This is a genomic window from Flavobacterium sp. MDT1-60, assembly GCF_014844035.1.
In the GTDB taxonomy this organism is placed as follows: domain Bacteria; phylum Bacteroidota; class Bacteroidia; order Flavobacteriales; family Flavobacteriaceae; genus Flavobacterium.
This window is the reverse complement of record NZ_CP062159.1, coordinates 4,971,387-4,992,027: the sequence shown is the minus strand read 5'-3', so window position 1 is coordinate 4,992,027 and position 20,641 is coordinate 4,971,387. Positions and strand designations below refer to the sequence as shown.

Here is a 20,641-nt window from a genome sequence, read left to right as displayed (position 1 = left end):
CGGGGCTGATTACTCATTTATAGAAGTTTTTAGGATTTATACCCGTAACCCGTTCCGATTTTTTATATAAGCCCTAAGAGTTTTATAATTAGCACTTCAAAATATGAAAGGTTTGAAGTTTAGAGAAGTAACCCGAGGTAGTAGTTTGCTGAGTAACTTTCGCTTAAAGCGGAAAAAATCAGAAATCTAAAATCAATTTTTTAATTGCAAAATAAATCAATAGTAAAAACTATGATGAATAATAGAAATAATAATAAAGATAAAAATCCGGTTAAAAGATTTAATAAAATCTCAATTGGATTGGCTTCACCAGAATCTATCTTGAAAGAATCAAGAGGAGAGGTTTTGAAACCAGAAACTATCAACTATAGAACTCACAAACCAGAGCGTGACGGACTTTTCTGCGAAAGAATCTTCGGACCTGTTAAGGATTTTGAGTGTGCTTGTGGTAAATATAAAAGAATTCGTTACAAAGGTATTATCTGTGACCGTTGTGGTGTTGAAGTTACTGAGAAAAAAGTACGTCGTGACAGAGTAGGACACATCAACCTTGTTGTGCCAATTGCTCACATTTGGTATTTCCGTTCTCTTCCAAACAAAATTGGTTATATCCTTGGTCTTCCATCTAAAAAATTAGATATGATCATTTACTACGAAAGATACGTAGTAATTCAAGCAGGTATTGCTAAAAATGCAGATGGAGAATCATTACAAAGATTAGATTTCTTAACTGAAGAAGAATATTTGAATATTTTAGATACTCTTCCGCAAGAAAATCAATATTTAGATGATATGGATCCTAATAAATTTGTTGCCAAAATGGGAGCAGAGTGTATTATGGACTTATTGGCTCGTATTGACTTAGATGCTTTATCTTATGAATTAAGACACAGCGCTAACAACGAGACATCTAAACAACGTAAAACTGAAGCTTTAAAAAGATTACAAGTTGTAGAGTCTTTCCGTGAGTCTAACTTAAACCGCGAAAATCGTCCTGAGTGGATGATTATGAAAGTGGTTCCTGTTATTCCACCAGAATTACGTCCGCTTGTGCCACTTGATGGAGGTCGTTTTGCAACTTCAGATTTAAATGATTTATACCGTCGTGTAATCATCCGTAACAACCGTTTGAAAAGATTAATGGAGATTAAAGCTCCAGAAGTTATCTTAAGAAACGAAAAACGTATGTTACAGGAATCTGTAGATTCATTATTTGATAACACTCGTAAAGCTTCTGCTGTTAAAACAGAATCTAACAGACCATTAAAATCATTATCGGATTCATTAAAAGGTAAGCAAGGACGTTTCCGTCAAAACTTACTTGGAAAACGTGTGGATTATTCTGCTCGTTCGGTAATTGTTGTTGGTCCTGAATTAAAATTATTCGAATGCGGTTTGCCAAAAGATATGGCTTCTGAATTATACAAACCTTTCGTAATCCGTAAATTGATTGAAAGAGGTATTGTTAAGACAGTAAAATCTGCTAAGAAAATAATCGACAAAAAAGAGCCTGTAGTTTGGGATATCCTTGAAAATGTAATTAAAGGACATCCAGTATTACTTAACCGTGCTCCTACGTTACACAGACTTGGTATTCAAGCTTTCCAACCAAAATTAATTGAAGGAAAAGCGATTCAATTGCACCCATTAGTATGTACGGCTTTCAACGCCGATTTTGATGGGGATCAGATGGCAGTTCACTTGCCATTAGGACCAGAGGCTATTTTAGAGGCACAATTGTTAATGTTGGCTTCTCACAATATTCTTAATCCTGCAAATGGAGCTCCAATTACTGTACCTTCTCAGGATATGGTCTTGGGTCTGTATTATATGACCAAAGAACGTATTTCAACACCAGAACATGTAATTTTAGGTCAAGACTTAACTTTCTATTCTGCTGAAGAAGTAAACATTGCATTAAACGAAGGAAGATTAGAATTGAATGCTCGCGTAAGAATTAGAGCAAAAGATTTTAATGAGGCTGGAGAATTAGTGTTCAAAATTATTCAAACAACTGCAGGGCGTGTATTATTTAACGAGGTAGTACCTGAAGCAGCTGGATATATCAATGATGTATTGACTAAGAAAAACCTTAGAGATATTATCGGGCACATTTTAAGTGTGACTGATGTACCTACAACTGCGGCTTTCTTGGATAATATGAAAGATATGGGTTATAAATTCGCATTTAGAGGAGGTTTATCTTTCTCTCTTGGTGATATTAGAATTCCAGAACAAAAAACAAAATTAATTGCAGATGCCAGAGAACAAGTTGAAGGTATTTCTGTGAATTATAACATGGGTCTTATTACGAATAACGAGCGTTACAACCAGGTTATTGACGTATGGACTTCAGCCAATGCTCAATTAACTGAGTTAGCAATGAAAAATATTAGAGAAGACCAACAAGGTTTCAACTCTGTATATATGATGCTTGACTCTGGAGCTAGGGGTTCTAAAGAACAGATTCGTCAGTTAACTGGTATGCGTGGTTTGATGGCTAAGCCTAAAAAATCTACTGCTGGTGGTGGTGAGATTATTGAAAACCCGATTCTTTCTAACTTTAAGGAAGGTCTTTCGATTCTTGAGTATTTCATTTCTACTCACGGTGCTCGTAAAGGACTTGCGGATACGGCTCTTAAAACTGCCGATGCCGGATACTTGACAAGAAGACTTCATGACGTTTCACAAGATGTTATTGTAAACATCGAAGATTGTGGAACTTTAAGAGGTGTTGAAGTTTCTGCTTTGAAGAAAAATGAGGAAATCGTTGAATCGTTAGGAGAAAGAATTTTAGGACGTGTTGCATTGCAAGATGTTATAAATCCTCTTACTAATGAAGTAATGGTTCAATCTGGACACCAAATTACTGAAGCAATTATGAGAACTATCGAAGCTTCTCCAATTGAAAAAGTAGAGGTTAGATCTCCATTAACTTGTGAGGCTTTAAAAGGTATTTGTGCTAAATGTTACGGTAGAAACTTAGCTACTGGAAAAATGACACAAAGAGGTGAAGCTGTCGGAGTTATTGCAGCTCAGTCTATTGGAGAGCCAGGTACACAGTTGACACTTCGTACGTTCCACGTTGGAGGGGTTGCTGGAGGTATATCTGAAGAATCTAGTATTGTTACAAGATTCAACGGTAGACTTGAGATTGAAGATTTAAAAACTGTTAAAGGTGAGGATAGTGAAGGTAATGCGACTGATATCGTAGTATCACGTTCAACTGAATTGAAATTGGTTGATGAGAAAACCGGAATCGTTTTAAATACACACAATATTCCTTACGGATCTAGTATTTTCGTTAAGGATGGTGAAGTTGTTACTAAAGGATCTGTGATCTGTAAGTGGGATCCATATAATGGTGTAATTGTTTCTGAATTTACTGGTAAAATTGCTTACGAGGATTTAGAGCAAGGACAATCGTTCATGGTTGAAATCGATGAGCAAACAGGATTCCAGGAAAAAGTAATTTCTGAAGCAAGAAATAAAAAATTAATTCCAACTTTATTGGTTTACGGTAAAGAAGGTGAATTGATTCGTTCGTATAACTTACCAGTAGGAGCCCACCTTATGGTTGAGAATGGAGAGAAAATTAAAGCAGGTAAAGTATTGGTTAAAATTCCACGTCGTTCTTCTAAAGCAGGCGATATTACAGGAGGTTTACCAAGAATTACTGAGTTGCTTGAGGCTCGTAACCCTTCAAACCCAGCAGTTGTTTCTGAAATTGACGGTGTTGTTTCTTTTGGAAAAATCAAAAGAGGTAACCGTGAAATTGTTATCGAATCTAAATTTGGTGAGATTAAAAAGTATTTAGTTAAACTTTCAAGCCAAATCTTAGTACAAGAAAATGACTTCGTAAGAGCAGGAGTACCATTGTCTGACGGTGCAATTACACCAGATGATATTTTAAGAATTCAAGGACCGGCTGCTGTTCAACAGTACTTGGTAAATGAAATTCAAGAGGTATACCGTTTACAAGGGGTAAAAATTAATGACAAGCACTTTGAGGTAGTTATTCGTCAAATGATGCGTAAGGTAAGGGTTCAGGATCCAGGGGATACATTATTCCTGGAAGATCAATTAATTCATACTAAAGATTTTATCGTTCAAAATGATAAATTATATGGTATGAAAGTAGTTGAAGATGCTGGAGATTCTGCTGTATTGAAACCAGGTCAGATTATTTCTCCTCGTGATCTACGTGATGAAAACTCATTGCTTAAACGAAATGATAAGAATCTGGTTGTAGCCAGAGATGTAATTACTGCAACTGCAACGCCAGTTTTACAAGGTATTACAAGAGCTTCGCTACAAACTAAATCATTTATCTCTGCTGCTTCTTTCCAGGAAACAACAAAAGTACTTAACGAAGCTGCAGTAGCTGGTAAAGTAGATGATTTAGAAGGATTAAAAGAAAATGTAATTGTTGGACACAGAATTCCTGCGGGAACTGGTATGAGAGAATACGATAATACTATCGTAGGTTCTAAAGACGATTACAATGAAATGATGGCTAATAAAGAAGAATATATTTATTAATTAGGAAACTATGAGTAATCCGAAACAACAACAAGAGCAAATTAATATCGAGTTGGATGAAACTATTGCAGAAGGAATTTATTCTAATCTCGCGATTATCAACCACTCATCATCAGAGTTTGTTTTAGATTTTGTGAGCATTATGCCAGGTATTCCTAAAGCCAAGGTAAAGTCAAGAATTGTCCTGACACCACAACATGCTAAAAGATTATTAAAAGCAATTGGTGAAAATATTCATCGTTTTGAAGTCGCTCATGGCGAAATCAAAGACACTGAACAAGCACCAATCCCGCTTAATTTTGGTCCGGCAGGACAAGCATAAATTTTAAAAGCCCCAGCAATGGGGCTTTTTTTTGCTCTAAATCTAAAAATATTGCACTTTAACCGATTTAAATTTACTTTCATCGACTAAATTTTCACCTTAGGCGACATTATTCTAACTTAGTATCGCCTATAAAAAAGATTTAATTTTTTGGAATATAATTACTTAGTAAAGGTTGATTAATTCAAATTAAAAAAAAGCGCTAATTATATAATTAGCGCTTTTTTTATATGTTCTTTAAAAGAGGATTTAATCAAATTCAGAAGTGAAAAATAATTTCACACTCGGATATTTGCTTTGTGTCATTTGGATTGTAAAATCAGAATCAGCTAAGAATACCAATTGTCCGTACTTATCATGAGCTAAGAACTTTTGTTTGATACGTTTGAATTCTTTAAACTCGTCATTTTTGGCATCATCAGGTTTTACCCAACACGCTTTATGAACCGGGAAGTTTTCATAAGTACATTTTGCACCATACTCATGTTCTAAACGGTACTGAATTACCTCATATTGAAGTGCTCCAACAGTTCCGATAACTTTACGATTATTCATTTCTAATGTAAATAACTGAGCAACACCTTCATCCATCAACTGATCTACACCTTTGTCCAATTGCTTGGCTTTCATAGGGTCCGCATTATTGATGTATCTAAAGTGTTCCGGAGAGAAACTTGGAATTCCCTTGAAACTCATTATTTCTCCTTCTGTTAAAGTGTCTCCAATCTTGAAATTTCCTGTGTCGTGTAAACCTACGATATCACCAGGATATGAAATGTCTACAATTTCTTTTTTCTCAGCAAAGAATGCATTTGGACTAGAAAATTTTAAGTTTTTCTTTTGACGAACGTGGTAATAAGGCTTATTTCTTTCGAAAGTTCCGGAAACAATTTTGATAAAAGCTAGACGATCTCTGTGTTTTGGATCCATATTAGCATGGATTTTAAATACAAAACCTGTCATCTTTTCTTCTTTTGGATCCACTAAACGTGTTTCAGAATCTTTTGGTCTTGGAGATGGTGCGATAGTGACGAAACAATCTAACAATTCACGAACTCCAAAATTATTTAAAGCTGAACCAAAAAATACAGGCTGAATTTTTCCGTCTAAATAATCCTGACGCTCAAATTTTGGATACACTTCATCAATTAATTCTAATTCTTCACGCAATTTATCTGCAGGTTTTTGACCTATTATTTTTTCTAATTCAGGATTTTGAACGTCTGAAAAAGCAATAGTTTCTTCAATATTCTTACGGCTGTCACCGCTAAAAAGATTGATGTTTTGTTCCCATAAATTATAAATTCCCTGAAAGTCATAACCCATTCCTATAGGGAAACTTAAAGGAGTAACTGTCAAACCTAATTTCTGTTCAACTTCATCCATTAAGTCAAAAGCATCCTTTCCTTCACGGTCTAATTTATTGATGAAAACAATCATCGGAATGTTTCTCATTCTACAAACTGCAACCAATTTCTCCGTTTGTTCCTCAACCCCTTTTGCGACATCAATTACAACAATAACACTATCAACAGCAGTTAAAGTTCTAAAAGTATCTTCGGCAAAATCCTTGTGTCCCGGAGTATCAAGAATGTTGATTTTTTTATCTTTATAATTAAAAGCAAGTACAGAAGTCGAAACCGAAATACCTCTTTGGCGTTCGATTTCCATGAAATCACTCGTTGCTCCTTTTTTTATTTTATTATTTTTTACCGCACCAGCTTCCTGAATTGCACCTCCAAATAACAATAATTTTTCAGTTAAAGTTGTTTTACCTGCATCGGGATGCGATATAATTCCGAATGTTCTTCTGCGTTGTATTTCTTTTAAAAAGCTCATATTTTGTATAAATAGGTTTGCAAAAGTACTATTAATTACGGCTTAATAAAAATATTCACTTCTATAATTTAGAAGTCATTACTTTATAAACAGAAACTTTAAAGCAAAAAAAAGACTGTTTTTCCAGAACAGTCTTTTAATTGTTGTTTTTACAAATTATTGATTAATAGACCAAACCGAATATCCTTTTGGAGGACATTGAATTTTTACCCATTTATCCGCTTGTGTAGTTGGATACCAGGTCGAATTACCTGTAAAATCTTTAATTTGAGTATTAGCCCAATTTGTCTGAATCCATCTTTCCTGCCAAACATCAGAATTATTAATGTAAACAACTAATCCTGGATTTCCATTGTATCCATTTCTTCTGGCTACATATTCATCATTGTCTGAGTATAAAATCGACGTTGTCCCTGTTGCTTTGTTATTATGAATCCAAATCAAATTGTTTAGTTTCGTTTTATCAAGCCATTCTTCATAATCTCTGTAGAAGATTGTTGGGTATCCTTCATGCGTTAAAATATATGAATACGCCAATAATTTATTTGAAATCTCATCAGTATCATGATTTGCTACAAATGTTACTGCTTTGTACGGATTTCTTTTCCACATCATATCATCATTCAGAAGCGCAAGATTATTTCCGTCAAAAGCATCATTCATTTTATAATAACAGGCAAAATCAAAGACTGAACTGTTGGCACTATTAGCCCAGTTATTTAATATGTCTACATTAGAATCCCATAATTCACCAACAGAAAATCCACCAACGTTTGCATTCCAATCGTATACAACCCAAGGAGCAAAACCTTTCACATAATCAAATCGCCATCCGTCAAATTTCATGGTGTTTTTATAATATTTACCAACTCCGTCAGCTCTTTTCCATAACCAATCCTGTACATAAGGATCTGCATGGCACAAGTCTGGAAAACCTCCAAAAGAACCTTCGTCGTTGTTTCCATAACTATTTTTATAAAAATTCACATAAGTGCGTTTGAATTTTCCGGAAGCAATTCCATTAAAATTAGTCCACGTATTAGTTCCTGTAAATGGATTTGCTTCAGATTGCCCTCCACTATTGTGATTAATTACAATGTCGGCATATACTTTCATGTTTTCAGTATGTGCTTTTGTAATCAAACTTACCAATTCAGTTTTAGACCCAAATCTCGTTTCTGTAGTTCCATTTTGATTATAATCTCCAAAATCAAAATAATCTGTTGGATCGTATCCCATAGAGAAAGCCCCGTTTTGTGCTTTTGAAGCAGGTGGAAGCCAAATAGAACCTATTCCGGCATTCGACCACGCGGTCACTTTACCATTAACGGTATTCCACCAATTTCCTCCGGCCGGAACATCCCAATAAAAGGCTTGCATCATAACTCCGCCACCTGGATTATCAACATATTTTCCAGTTAGTGATGATTTAGCTCCTGTGCTAAAAGGCTTTCCGTCATGATGTGTCACATTAATAATTTCAAATTGTTGACTTTCAGCTCTTGAGTCAACTTCAGTTGTTTCATTTGGCGAACACGAACAAAAAAATGCTGTGATCGCAGTCATCAAATAAATTTTTGCATTGTGGTTTTTCATAATTAAGATTTGGTTAAAAGGTTAATAAAGTTTTGTAATTATTTATTTTTAAATATTTAAAAGAGATATTCACAATTTTAGCATCTAAAAATTATTAATTACGCATCTAAAGTATATGTTTTTTAATTCGGTTCGTTTTTATAAGAAAATAGTTATACAACGAAAACGTTGTAGTGTTAAAAACTTTTTTTTATTTTATTGAAATTTAGTCGTTTGTGTTTTCGTGTGTTTTCAACCAAGCTATTTCTGAGAAATTTTAGAAGTGAGGTTTTCTTCTCGGTTTAGCGAATAATCATCCGGGAAACGCTTCTATTTGTGAAATCGAAATGCAATCCATATAATTTTTTGTTAATAGTATGGCTGATAGTTGTATTATGTGATTGAATTGTTATTTTTGTTCGTTATAACTTAAAAGGAACTAGATCTTAATTATTTAGTGATTTTTACTTTAAAAAAGAAGTACGAAGGCAAGATCTTTACATTCAAATTAAATTTAAAATAATGTTATTAAAAAAATTACAGCTAAAAACAATTGATTACAAACTAGTGTTGACAATGTGTTTTTTACTTTTTTTCAACTCAATTGTTTCGGCTCAGGAAATTATTCCAGATGTTGTGGCTCAAAAACCAGTTGAAGTTCCTACTGGACAGAAGCTAAAAGTTGACGGTATCATTGCTACTGTTGGAGATTATATTGTTTTAGATTCAGATATTGATAAAGGATTTTTAGAAATTACTGCTCAGGGAGGAAATGTAAAAGATATTACAAGATGTCAGATGCTTGGTAAACTTTTAGAAGATAAACTATATGCACACCAAGCGATTCAGGATAGTATTATAGTAAGTGATGCAGAAGTAAGAAGCATGATGGACGACAGACTGAATTATATGGTAAAACAAGTGGGTGATATCAATAAAGTAGTTGAATATTATAAAAAAAGTTCGGTAGAAGAGTTTAAAACTTATTTTGCAGATATTTTAAAAGAACAAAAATTATCTTCAGAAATGAGAGATAAAATTGTCGATGGCGTACAAATTACACCCGAAGAAGTTCGTAATTTCTTTAAAAAAATACCTAAAGATGAGCTTCCAACTTTTGGAGCAGAAATGGAAGTGGCGCAGATTGTGGTAGAACCAAAAGTTTCAAAAGAAGATGAACAAAAAGTAATTGATAGATTAAATGCTATTAGAAAAGATGTTCTTGAGGGTTCAAGTTTTGCTACAAAAGCAGTTTTGTATTCGCAGGATCCCGGGTCTTCATCAAATGGAGGATATTATAAAATGACCAGAAAAACACCTTTTGTAAAAGAATTTAAAGATGTAGCATTTAGCTTGCAGGAAGGTGAAATTTCAGAGCCTTTTAAAACAAATTTTGGATATCATATTATTATGATAGATAAAATTAAGGGACAAGAAGTTGAGTTACGTCATATTTTAATTTCACCAACGGTTACTGAGGATGCATTGAAAGAAGCAAAAGAAAGAATTACCAACATTAGAAAAAAGATAGAATCTAAAGAAGTAACCTTTGCAGATGCTGCCAGAACAGAGTCTGACGAGAAAGAAACAAGAGCAAATGGGGGTGTATTAATAAATCCTAATACGCAAGACACTCGTTTTGAGTTAACTAAGATGGATCCTACATTGTATAGCCAGGTTTCGAATCTAAAAGATACTGAAGTTTCTCAGCCGCTTTTAAGTACAGATGATAAAGGAAAAAAAACGTATAAATTAATTACTGTTACTAATAGAATTGATGAGCACGTAGCTGATTATGCTAAGGATTATACAAAAATTAAAGATTTAGCATTGAAAGAAAAACAGATTGAAGCAATTGGAAAATGGTTCGATACTAAGATTAAAGATACTTACATTAAAATTATTGGAGAATATAGAGATTGTGCTTTTACGAACAATTGGTTGAAAAAATAATTTTTATTAAATAAATAAAAAGAGTTAGTTTTATGAATTCATAGAGCTAACTCTTTTTCAATTTAAAAACATACTTAAATGTCTGACGTAGCAGCAATTCATAATTTAGTCCAAAAACGAAACGAATTAAAATCAGAAATAGCAAAAATCATTGTAGGCCAGGATGCAGTTGTAGATCAAATTTTATTGTGTATATTTTCAGGAGGACACGCTCTTTTAATTGGAGTTCCGGGCTTGGCAAAAACATTAATGATTAATACTTTGTCTCAGGCTTTAGGTTTAGATTTTAAAAGAATTCAGTTTACGCCGGATTTGATGCCTTCAGATATTTTAGGAAGTGAGATTCTGGATGAAAACAGACAGTTTAAATTCATCAAAGGACCGATCTTTTCAAATATTATTTTGGCAGATGAGATCAATAGAACTCCACCAAAAACACAAGCCGCTTTACTTGAAGCAATGCAGGAACGTTCGGTAACTATTGCAGGACAAAATTATAAATTAGATTTACCATATTTTGTATTAGCAACTCAAAATCCAATTGAGCAAGAGGGAACGTATCCGTTACCGGAAGCTCAGTTAGACCGTTTTATGTTTGCTGTAAAATTAGAATATCCAACTTTTGAAGAAGAAGTTCAGGTTGTTAAACGTACAACATCTGATGTGAAAACAACGATTAATCCATTATTTACGGCACAAGAAATTATTGATTTCCAACATTTGATCCGCAGAATCCCTGTGGCAGATAATGTAATTGAATATGCAGTGACTTTGGTTAGCAAAACTCGTCCTGATAATGCTTTGTCTAATGCTTTTGTGAAAAATTATTTGGACTGGGGTGCTGGGCCAAGAGCTTCTCAAAATTTGATTCTGGCAGCAAAAGCACATGCAGCTTTTCATGGTAAATTTTCACCAGATATTGAAGATGTAAAAGCAGTTGCAACCGGAATTTTACGCCACAGAATTATTAAAAATTATAAAGCAGATGCTGAAGGAATAACAGAAGATATTATTATTCAGAAGTTACTTTAGTGATAGATGAAATTTATAAGAAAGCCTGTCAAATAAACTTGTCAGGTTTTCTTATTTTAAGCTTTACTTGTTTCGTTAATTAGGCGCACAGGTTTGTTGTCGAATAGTTTCATTAAAAGGACGTCAATAAGTGAAGTGTACTTTTTACTATTGCATTCATACCACCAATAAGAGTAATATAGGATTTGATCTTTCTCTATTTTAACCTGCCAAATTTTTTCATTTCCTTTTTTAACTTCCTTCGATTCAATTATTTTATATCCGGCGCCTGTCCAGCAAACTAATGGGTTGTGATTAGAAGTTTTAATATAAATTAGTTTGTCTGATGTCACAATTTTAAATACTTCCTTATTTACCCAAACTCCTTTTTGATTTTTATATTCCGGATTTAGATTTTCAAGTAAATTGTAATACTGTTCTTTTTTTATTTCAAAACTGGTGGCGACTACTACTATTATTGTGGGAATGATAGTGAAGAAAATTGGATAAAAATTCTTCGTTATTTTAATTTCTTCTTTTTTCGGTTTAAAGAAACGGATTAAAAAAAGCATTGGTATAATTTGATAAAAGATAAAACAGAGTATTCCAATAGTATGATGTAGTACATTTTCTTCGGTACAATTAAATAAAATCAACGTGATGATTCTGAAATAATTTGAAATAATATTCAGGACAATTAAGACACAGCAAAAAAGAAGAATTTGTATGATGTTGAAATATTTTTGATGTTTTTTTTCTTCCAATGTCAGTAAAAGTGCGCCAGACAACAAACCCGTTTTAAACATTGACAAACCCATACAGGCAGTGTCAATCGTGATTTTTGCATTATTAATATAAAAATTAACACCTTCTATTTTATTAATTGGGATAAAATTCTTTAAAGTCACATAGACAAAATAGCAAAGAGCTTGTTTTATTTCTGTTGTCAGATAATCGAAAAATGTACTAAAAAGTGAAGAAAACAAAAGGACGCAGATGAAGGCAATGAATGAAAATTTTTGAGTTATGTTATAATATATAAGACATATAAATAAAGCCAAAGCCAGAAAATGTACAGATTTGGTATGAAGTCGGTAGCTGATAAATTCTAATATAAAAATCATTGCAAAAAGAGGGAAGTTTAGGTTTAAGGTTGTTTTTCTTCCCCCAATAAAAAATAATGCTATTGAAAATAGGATTCCAAACAAATTACTGTCTAACCCTGCCAATACAATCTTATAATTAATAATTAAAAGACAGAAAACGATAAAGATGCCAATTGTTTTTTGGTATTTCAATAAATGATTCATTTAGACAGTCTGTTTTTTATTTTTTCTATAATAGAAGTAAAGTGTTCCAGTTCCGATAATAATTAATAACCATTCATGAGGCTCAGGAACAGATCCGTCATTGTTTATGGAGGCATTTCCTAAAGTATTTGTATTTTTCTCAATACCGTTCTTTTTATAATCTTCATTGGTTTCAAGTACAATTAATGAAGAAATTGGAGTTACTATATTGGCATCTTTTGCTAATTCAACATATTGATTGCTGGCCAAAGTGTCAGTCTGAATTTTTACCTGTTCTTCCAGAACTTTTCCAAAAGCATACATTCTGTAAATATGATTTGGACCATTGCTTTTTGAAATACTGTCCTGTGGTTTTTCCTTAATAGAAATATTTGCAGGTTCAATATTTACCAGGTTTTTATCTGTTTTAAATTGTACAAATTGATGTTGCTCAATCATTTTTAAGCTATTCTTCAAAGTCGTCTGAAAGTAATCGACATATTTTTGCTCTTTGACAGTCTGCCAAAACGGATTAATATCTGCCGAGATATTAATAACCTTGATGTTTCGTTGTTTCGTTTGGGTTTTAATTTTCTTTAGATAATTTGAAGCTTCCAATTCTTCAAAATTGGCTGAAAATGTTCCGGATTTTGTAATGACCAAACTGTTTTTTGCTAATTTATATAGAGGTAATAAAGAATAATGGAAGTCTTCAAAATCTAGCTGAATCGCTTTGAAATTCTCTTTATTAATTGCTGTTTTTTGACCATTTACAAAGACGTAAATGTTTCTTTGATTCCCGTTTACAAATGAATCAATTTGTTTGGTAGTCCAATTGGTGTTTAAATCCAAAATAATTTCAGAAGGTGTAAATGGAATAATTGTTTTCTGAATGTCTTTAACTTCATACACTCTGTTTTTCCATACAAATGAATTAGAAAGCACCTTATTCAAAGACATATTTGCATGCCAATCGTCCAGTCCTTTTGATTCATTTATATAAAAGCCATTTTTGAGTTCAAAGTCTTTGCTGGTTTCAATTTTGCTATTTCCCACTATTTGAATTCTTGAAATTGTTTCAGCATTTGAAATATTAGGACCTTTTATAGAAAGACTTTGATATTTCATTTCATTATCCTCAACTTTCAAAGGTGTTGTAAAACCACATTTAAATGTTCTCGGAGTTTTATAATTTACTGGAAAAACTCTCACTACAACTTTGTTCCCTTCTTTCCACTGCATTAATGAGGGATCGCGGCTCTCCACGCCAACAATTTGTGTGTATGCTTTTTTTGCTTTTTCTTTAGTTGTTAAGACACCTTTTCGTTCAATTCCGTTTACCCAAAGTGAAAGCGAAGTTGCAACAGATCCTTCAGGTAATTGAAATGAGTAAATGGCTTCCTGATCTCGCCATGAATCTTCTGCACAAGCAATATTCATTGTGATTTCAGTGTAAGCCAATCGGCTGTCCGGATAGATTTTCACGTCTTCTTTAATGTTTTTGGTAAATAAATCTTCACCACTCCATAGTTGTTCTTCTGTTTCTAATCTTTTATCAAAATTCGATTTTAGGATATTTATTTTATCATCGTTGCTCAGACCAGAATCTTTACAAAATAAATAGGCAATGCTAATAAAAGGGTTATGTGTTTTTCTCTCGTTAAATTGTTGATTGCTAAAAGAATTAAAATTGTCAAATGAAAAAAAATCATCTGGACCAACATAAACAATGTCTTTCTTTAATAGTATTTCATTGAAAAAATTAGGTTTCAGGTTTTGTGAAACAGCTATATAATTTGGTAAATCATCATTCTGGTTAAAAGACTTAACCATTGCAGTTTTTGCTATTTTATTGCTTTCGATGCTTAGTCCTATTGTAAAAACTATTAAACAGATTATTACAATTGAAAATCCTGCGCTGAAAGAAATAAAGTAAATTCTATTTCGGTTTAAATAGCGAAGCACAGTCCAGGTATGGATAGCGATAACCAGAGCGGGAACCAAACCGTAAAAACCTAATCCCAAGGCAATAATTCCGACAAAAGAATAAGGCATAACCGGAATCAGATAAACTGCGAAATAAAGAATCACTGTAAAGGAAAATCCATTAACAAAAAAGTAATAGAAAGTATTAGAATTTCCTTCTGAGTTGTTATAAATGAAAAAATTGGAAATGCAAAAAGCAAACGTTGTGGCGTAAATCCAAATTGGCAAATCCTGAAAAATCGGAATCAAGGTATTCAGGCAAAAACATCCAATAAACCAGTTCAATATTAAAAATGACGTGAGATGTATGTATGTTTCTTTGTCTCTTAAAATTAAAAAAGAGACTACTGTTCCATACACAAACTCAAAGACCAAACTTGGTATAGCAATAGATTCATAATCGTAAAAATGGAATTCTCTACTTACAAGAGAAGTCACAAGGAATATGGTACTGAAGAGCATAACAATTAAACTAATTATTACTCCCGGTTTTTGAGCATAAAAATCTAAAATTTCTGTTTTGTATTTCATAGTTATATTAATTTAAAAGCACTTTGAATTACAAAGTTAATAGAAATATTGAATTACAAGTTTTTTATTTTAATTTTTTAAGAGAAAATTTTTAGGTGAGTTAGTCGCATCGAAAAGAAAGAAAAAACACAACTATAACGTTATAATTCTCTATTTAGAAAGATTCTTTGTGAAAAACGAGGTAAAATCTCACTTCGTTTATAACAACAAATTTCGACTTTGTTAAAGAAAAGATTTTAAAATATCAATAATTCATTATTTTAATACAAAATTGAGGTTTTGGCAAAAACAAGCGGTCAAAATCGTTTTTTAACAATAATAATTTTTGAAAAGGCTAGTTCTATTATATTTTTTTTAATTCTCGGCTTTAATAGCTAAATTTGCGAACAAAAAAATAAAAACACCAAGAAATACTTCTATTTATGAACATTTATAAGGATTACATTAAAGAGATTGAAGAACGAAAAGGTCAGGGACTTCATCCAAAACCAATTGATGGTGCTGAATTATTAAGCGACATAATTGAACAAATTAAAGATTTGAATAACGAGTACAGAGAAGATTCTCTTAACTTTTTTATTTATAATGTTGTACCGGGAACAACCAGTGCTGCTGGTCTTAAAGCTAAGTTTTTAAAGGAAATTATTCTTGGTGAATTCGAAGTTAAAGAAATAACACCAGCTTTTGCTTTTGAGTTATTATCACACATGAAAGGTGGGCCTTCTATTGAGGTATTGCTAGACTTAGCGCTTGGTAATGATGTTGCTATTGCAAAAGAAGCGGCCAATGTCCTTAAATCACAAGTTTATCTTTATGAGGCAGATACAGACCGTTTAAAAGAAGCATTTAAAAATGGTAACCCAATCGCTATAGAGCTTATTAAAAGTTACGCACAAGCAGAATTTTTTACGACACTTCCAGAAGTTGTTGAAGAAATTAAAGTAGTTACTTTTATTGCTGGTGAAGGAGACATCTCAACTGATTTATTATCTCCGGGTAACCAGGCGCACTCACGTTCTGACCGTGAACTTCATGGTAAATGCATGATTACTCCTCAGGCACAAGAGGAAATTAAGGCTTTGCAGGCAAAACATCCTGATGCGAGCGTTATGTTGATTGCTGAGAAAGGTACAATGGGTGTAGGTTCGTCAAGAATGTCAGGAGTAAATAACGTTGCACTTTGGACAGGTAAACAAGCAAGTCCATATGTTCCCTTTATTAATATTGCTCCAATCGTTGCAGGAACAAATGGTATTTCTCCAATTTTTTTAACAACTGTTGATGTTACAGGTGGTATTGGTTTAGACCTTAAAAACTGGGTTAAAAAATTAGATGCAGATGGTAATGTTATTCGTAATGAGAATAATGAGCCTGTTCTGGAAGAAGCATACTCAGTTGCTACAGGAACTGTACTTACAATAAACACAAAAACTAAGAAACTTTATAACGGTGACAAAGAGCTAATTGACATTTCTAAGGCATTCACGCCTCAGAAAATGGAATTTATAAAAGCTGGTGGATCATACGCAATTGTATTTGGTAAAAAACTTCAAACATTAGCGGCAAAAATTTTGGACATCGAGGCTCCTCTTGTATTTGCTCCATCAAAAGAGATTTCTATTGAAGGACAAGGACTTACAGCGGTAGAGAAAATCTTCAATAAAAATGCTGTTGGAATCACTCCGGGTAAAGTATTACACGCTGGTTCAGATGTTCGTGTAGAAGTTAATATCGTAGGTTCGCAAGATACGACTGGTCTTATGACTGCTCAGGAATTGGAATCTATGGCTGCTACTGTAATTTCGCCAATCGTTGATGGTGCATACCAATCTGGTTGTCATACTGCTTCGGTATGGGATAAAAAAGCTCAGGCTAATATTCCAAAATTGATGAAATTTATGAACGATTTCGGTTTAATTACGGCTCGTGACCCGAAAGGCGTTTACCACTCAATGACTGATGTTATTCACAAGGTTTTAAACGATATTACAATAGACGAATGGGCTATCATTATTGGTGGTGACTCTCACACAAGAATGTCTAAAGGTGTTGCTTTTGGTGCTGACTCAGGAACAGTTGCTCTTGCACTTGCTACTGGTGAAGCTTCAATGCCAATTCCGGAATCAGTTAAGGTGACGTTTGTAGGGGAAATGAGAGATTATATGGACTTTCGTGATGTGGTTCACGCTACACAAGCGCAGATGCTTAAGAAGTTTGGTGGAGAAAATGTATTTCAAGGTCGAATTATTGAGGTTCATCTTGGAACTCTTACAGCTGACCAGGCATTTACTTTTACAGACTGGACTGCAGAAATGAAAGCAAAAGCTTCTATTTGTATTTCTGAGGATGATACTTTGATTGAGTCGCTAGAGATTGCAAAAGGCAGAATCCAGATTATGATCGACAAAGGAATGGACAATCATAAACAAGTTCTTCAGGGGTTGATTAATAAAGCAGATAAGAGAATTTCGGAGATTAAATCGGCTGAGAAACCGGCTTTGACTCCAGACTCAAATGCTAAATATTACGCTGAAGTTGTTGTTGATCTTGATCAGATTATTGAACCAATGATTGCTGATCCGGATGTAAATAATGTTGATGTTTCAAAAAGATACACACACGATACCATCAGACCCTTATCTTTTTATGGAGGAGTGAAAAAAGTAGATCTTGGGTTTATTGGATCATGCATGGTGCACAAAGGAGACATGAAAATCCTTGCTCAAATGCTTAAAAATATAGAAAATCTGCATGGTAAAGTTGAGTTTAAAGCACCGCTTGTAGTGGCACCACCAACTTATAACATTGTAGATGAGCTTAAAGCTGAAGGAGATTGGGAAGTTTTACAGAAATACTCAGGTTTCGAATTCGACGATAATGCTCCTAAAGGTGCTGCACGTACAGAATATGAGAAAATGCTGTATTTAGAGCGTCCAGGATGTAACCTTTGTATGGGTAATCAGGAAAAAGCGGCAAAAGGAGATACCGTAATGGCAACTTCGACTCGTCTTTTCCAAGGAAGAGTTGTAGAAGATACTGAGGGTAAAAAAGGAGAGTCACTACTTTCTTCTACGCCGGTTGTAGTTCTGTCTACAATTCTTGGTAGAACTCCTACATTGGATGAATATACGGCTGCAGTAGATGGTATCAATTTGACCAGATTTGCACCTTCGCATAAATTATTAGTTATGTAATAACTAAGATTAGTTAATTATATGCAAAAGCCCGAGTTATTCTCGGGCTTTTTCTTTTCTGGCTGATCAATTATTTGTAACTTGTCATGTTCAAAAATAACAAAAACAAAAACAATTATACTTATGGCTTTTGATATTGAAATGATTAAAAAAGTGTATGAGAACATGCCAGGCCGTGTTGACAAAGCACGCGAGATTGTTGGTCGTCCACTTACTTTAACGGAGAAAATTTTGTACAATCACCTTTGGGACGGAAATCCAACGAAGGCGTTTGGAAGAGGAGTTGATTATGTTGATTTTGCACCGGATCGTGTAGCGTGTCAGGATGCAACTGCTCAAATGGCATTATTACAATTTATGCACGCTGGAAAGAAAACAGTTGCCGTTCCTACAACAGTTCACTGTGATCACCTGATTCAGGCAAAAGTAGATGCTGCAACCGATTTGGCTAGAGCAAAAACACAAAGTAATGAAGTTTTCGATTTCTTATCGTCTGTTTCTAATAAATACGGAATTGGTTTCTGGAAACCCGGAGCTGGAATTATTCATCAGGTAGTACTTGAAAATTATGCGTTCCCGGGTGGAATGATGATTGGTACCGATTCGCACACTGTAAATGCAGGTGGGTTAGGAATGGTGGCTATTGGTGTTGGTGGGGCTGATGCTGTAGATGTTATGTCAGGCATGGCTTGGGAATTAAAATTTCCTAAATTAATTGGAGTAAAATTAACTGGTAAACTATCAGGATGGACCGCTCCTAAGGATGTTATTCTTAAAGTTGCCGGTATTCTTACTGTAAAAGGTGGTACTGGTGCTATCGTTGAATATTTTGGTGAAGGTGCAACTTCTATGTCTTGCACTGGTAAAGGTACTATTTGTAACATGGGTGCTGAAATTGGGGCTACAACTTCAACTTTTGGTTATGATGATTCTATGAGTCGTTACCTGCGTTCTACAAATAGAACGGATGTTGCTGATGCTGCAGACAAAGTAGCGTCTTACTTAACTGGAGATCCTGAAGTTTATGCTAATCCGGAACAATATTTTGATCAGGTTATCGAAATCAATTTATCTGAATTAGAGCCACACTTAAACGGACCTTTTACACCAGATTTAGCTACTCCAATTTCTAAAATGAAAGAAGAAGCAATCAAAAATAACTGGCCTTTACAAATTCAGGTAGGTTTAATAGGTTCTTGTACTAACTCTTCTTATGAAGATATTTCTCGTGCAGCTTCTTTAGCCAGACAAGTAAGTGCTAAAAACTTAAAAACTAAATCTCAGTTTACAATTACTCCGGGTTCAGAGGTTGTTCGTTATACAATTGAAAGAGATGGTTTTATCGATACTTTCGAAAAAATTGGTGCTACTGTTTTTGCTAATGCTTGTGGACCATGTATTGGTATGTGGGACAGAGATGGAGCAGAGAAAGAAGAAAGAAACACCATTGTTCACTCTTTCAACCGTAACTTCTCAAAACGTGCAGATGGTAACCCAAATACTTTAGCCTTCGTAGGTTCTCCGGAATTGGTAACTGCTATGGCAATTGCAGGTGATTTAGGGTTCAATCCATTAACAGATACTTTAATCAACGAAGATGGAGAAGAAGTAAGGCTTGAGGCTCCAACAGGAGACGAATTGCCTCCAAAAGGATTTGATGTTAAAGATCCGGGCTTCCAGGTTCCGGCTGAAGATGGATCAGGAGTTCAGGTTGTTGTAAGCCCAACATCGGAGCGTTTGCAATTATTAGCTCCATTTGATGCCTGGGATGGTAAAAACATTATTGGTGCAAAATTGTTAATTAAAGCATTCGGAAAATGTACGACGGACCACATTTCTATGGCAGGACCATGGTTACGTTTCCGTGGACATTTAGACAATATTTCTAATAATATGTTGATTGGTGCTGTAAATGCATTCAACCAAAAAACAAACTCTGTTAAAAATCAATTAACTGGAGATTACGATGCAGTTCCTGCTGTAGCCCGTGCATATAAAGCGGCTGGAGTTCCGTCTATAGTTGTGGGAGATCACAACTATGGTGAAGGTTCTTCTCGTGAGCATGCTGCTATGGAACCTCGTTTCTTAGGGGTTAAAGCGGTATTAGTGAAATCTTTTGCACGTATCCATGAAACAAACCTTAAAAAACAAGGTCTTTTAGGCTTAACTTTTGCAAAGGAAGCTGATTACGATAAAATTCAGGAGAATGATACTATTAACTTTACTGATTTAACTGAGTTCGCTCCGGGAAAACCATTAACATTAGAGTTTCTTCATGCGGATGGTACAAAAGATATTATCCTGGCAAATCATACTTACAACGCTGGTCAAATTGGCTGGTTCGTTGCCGGTTCTGCATTAAACTTAATTGCTGCCGGAAAAGCTTAATTCTTAAGATT

Annotated in this window: 10 protein-coding genes; 6 read left to right on the top strand and 4 right to left on the bottom strand. The window is 34.1% G+C overall.

Going from position 1 to position 20,641, the window contains the following annotated elements; genetic code table 11:
* The first annotated feature begins 231 nt into the window (after positions 1–231).
* Both rpoC and IHE43_RS20935 read left to right on the top strand, forming a co-directional pair.
* A complete protein-coding gene (rpoC, locus tag IHE43_RS20940; protein ID WP_192185703.1) occupies positions 232–4,542 on the top strand; it encodes a DNA-directed RNA polymerase subunit beta' in 4,311 nt (1,436 codons plus the stop codon).
* A 10-nt stretch (positions 4,543–4,552) separates the two neighbouring features.
* Positions 4,553–4,864, top strand: coding sequence for a DUF3467 domain-containing protein (locus IHE43_RS20935; RefSeq protein WP_026985797.1), 312 nt, complete (start codon positions 4,553–4,555; stop codon positions 4,862–4,864).
* A gap of 249 nt (positions 4,865–5,113) precedes the next feature.
* Here the strand turns inward: IHE43_RS20935 and IHE43_RS20930 are convergent, their stop codons facing one another.
* On the bottom strand, positions 5,114–6,703 hold the full coding sequence (locus IHE43_RS20930) for a peptide chain release factor 3 (protein ID WP_056190737.1): 1,590 nt from the start codon (positions 6,701–6,703) through the stop codon (positions 5,114–5,116).
* Between the two features lie 156 nt (positions 6,704–6,859).
* A complete protein-coding gene (locus IHE43_RS20925) occupies positions 6,860–8,299 on the bottom strand; it encodes an alpha-amylase (protein ID WP_192185702.1) in 1,440 nt (479 codons plus the stop codon).
* Between the two features lie 501 nt (positions 8,300–8,800).
* On the opposite strand from IHE43_RS20925, the gene IHE43_RS20920 reads away from it, so the two are divergent.
* Together IHE43_RS20920 and IHE43_RS20915 are read left to right on the top strand one after the other, a co-directional pair.
* Complete coding sequence (locus tag IHE43_RS20920) at positions 8,801–10,231, top strand: peptidylprolyl isomerase (protein ID WP_192185701.1); 1,431 nt, start codon at positions 8,801–8,803, stop codon at positions 10,229–10,231.
* A gap of 78 nt (positions 10,232–10,309) precedes the next feature.
* Positions 10,310–11,263, top strand: coding sequence for a MoxR family ATPase (locus tag IHE43_RS20915; RefSeq protein WP_192185700.1), 954 nt, complete (start codon positions 10,310–10,312; stop codon positions 11,261–11,263).
* 56 nt (positions 11,264–11,319) lie between these two features.
* Here IHE43_RS20915 and xrtN read toward each other — a convergent pair whose 3' ends face one another.
* Together xrtN and IHE43_RS20905 are read right to left on the bottom strand one after the other, a co-directional pair.
* On the bottom strand, positions 11,320–12,552 hold the full coding sequence (gene xrtN / locus IHE43_RS20910) for an exosortase N (protein WP_192185699.1): 1,233 nt from the start codon (positions 12,550–12,552) through the stop codon (positions 11,320–11,322).
* Complete coding sequence (locus IHE43_RS20905; RefSeq protein WP_192185698.1) at positions 12,553–15,048, bottom strand: XrtN system VIT domain-containing protein; 2,496 nt, start codon at positions 15,046–15,048, stop codon at positions 12,553–12,555.
* Between the two features lie 422 nt (positions 15,049–15,470).
* Between IHE43_RS20905 and IHE43_RS20900 the strand changes: the two genes are divergently transcribed.
* A complete protein-coding gene (locus tag IHE43_RS20900; RefSeq protein ID WP_192185697.1) occupies positions 15,471–18,242 on the top strand; it encodes a bifunctional aconitate hydratase 2/2-methylisocitrate dehydratase in 2,772 nt (923 codons plus the stop codon).
* Between the two features lie 123 nt (positions 18,243–18,365).
* Positions 18,366–20,630, top strand: coding sequence for an aconitate hydratase (locus IHE43_RS20895; RefSeq protein WP_192185696.1), 2,265 nt, complete (start codon positions 18,366–18,368; stop codon positions 20,628–20,630).
* Positions 20,631–20,641: the final 11 nt, after the last annotated feature.